General features: G+C 42.7%; 3 protein-coding genes. All 3 read right to left on the reverse strand.

Annotation, left to right across the window (positions count from 1 at the left end):
* Positions 1–192 (reverse strand): hypothetical protein (locus TW85_RS26565; protein ID WP_046019896.1); only part of this gene is annotated, 192 nt, incomplete at its 3' end.
* Positions 192–404 (reverse strand): hypothetical protein, encoded by a 213-nt coding sequence (locus TW85_RS25215; protein ID WP_046019897.1) that lies wholly within the window; start codon positions 402–404, stop codon positions 192–194. The genes TW85_RS25215 and TW85_RS26565, both read right to left, overlap by 1 nt.
* A 10-nt stretch (positions 405–414) precedes the next feature.
* The coding region (locus tag TW85_RS25220; RefSeq protein ID WP_046019832.1) for a DUF3164 family protein at positions 415–736 on the reverse strand (322 nt) is incomplete at its 5' end.

The following is a 736-nucleotide window of genomic DNA, read 5'->3' on the forward strand; positions in this document are numbered from 1 at the left end:
TACCCAGACCCCAAAGAGGAAATTCCCCAGTTCTGATTCATTTTCTATAAACTCGAACAACTGTACTGGGAGGGGTTCTTTAGTGACTATTTGCACACCATTTTTGTTTGCTTGAGCTTTAATTACAGTTACGTCATAAGCGAGCAGCAGCTTAGAAACGCCTGCTGCATGCGCTAAATGAAAGTAGACCATTAGGCCCGACCACCGTGTTCTAATTCCAAGCAACACCCCACGCCTTTTACAAATGAAGCTGCTTTTGTACTACCTTGAACGCCGCTTAATTCAATAGCTGCTCTAGACACTAATTTTTCTAAATACCGTTCATAGTCTTGAACCGTAAAAGGGCAAATTAGAACGGAGCTAATAGCTGTTTCAATTGGGTCTTTTTCGTTTCCAGTTGTCATAACGACCTCTCTACAAAGCTGAGATATCAAGTGGAATTGCAGCATACTGATTTGTGTTTTCGACGCGCTCATAAAAGCGAACATAAACCGCAGTGCCAACAGACTTTAAAGCATCTCTTAACGCTTCCATTGCCCGGTTCCATTCTTCGTCTTCGATGTTTAAACGCATCAAATCAAGAATTTTCCCAGTCTTAATTTCGTCTTTATTATTCGTTCGAAATGCTTGGCCAACGACCGCCTTAATATTGCCGTTTGCACCTTCACTCCAGCGTGATAAACACGAGTCAATTAACGCCTTAGCCGCCTCAATCTCTTCGGTGAAAGCAACCACC

This window comes from Marinomonas sp. S3726, assembly GCF_000967665.1.
GTDB lineage: Bacteria > Pseudomonadota > Gammaproteobacteria > Pseudomonadales > Marinomonadaceae > Marinomonas.

Coding starts and splice junctions, on each gene's coding strand:
- TW85_RS25215 (WP_046019897.1), bottom strand. CDS start 404: ATGACAACTGGAAACGAAAAAGACCCAATTGAAACAGCTATTAGCTCC.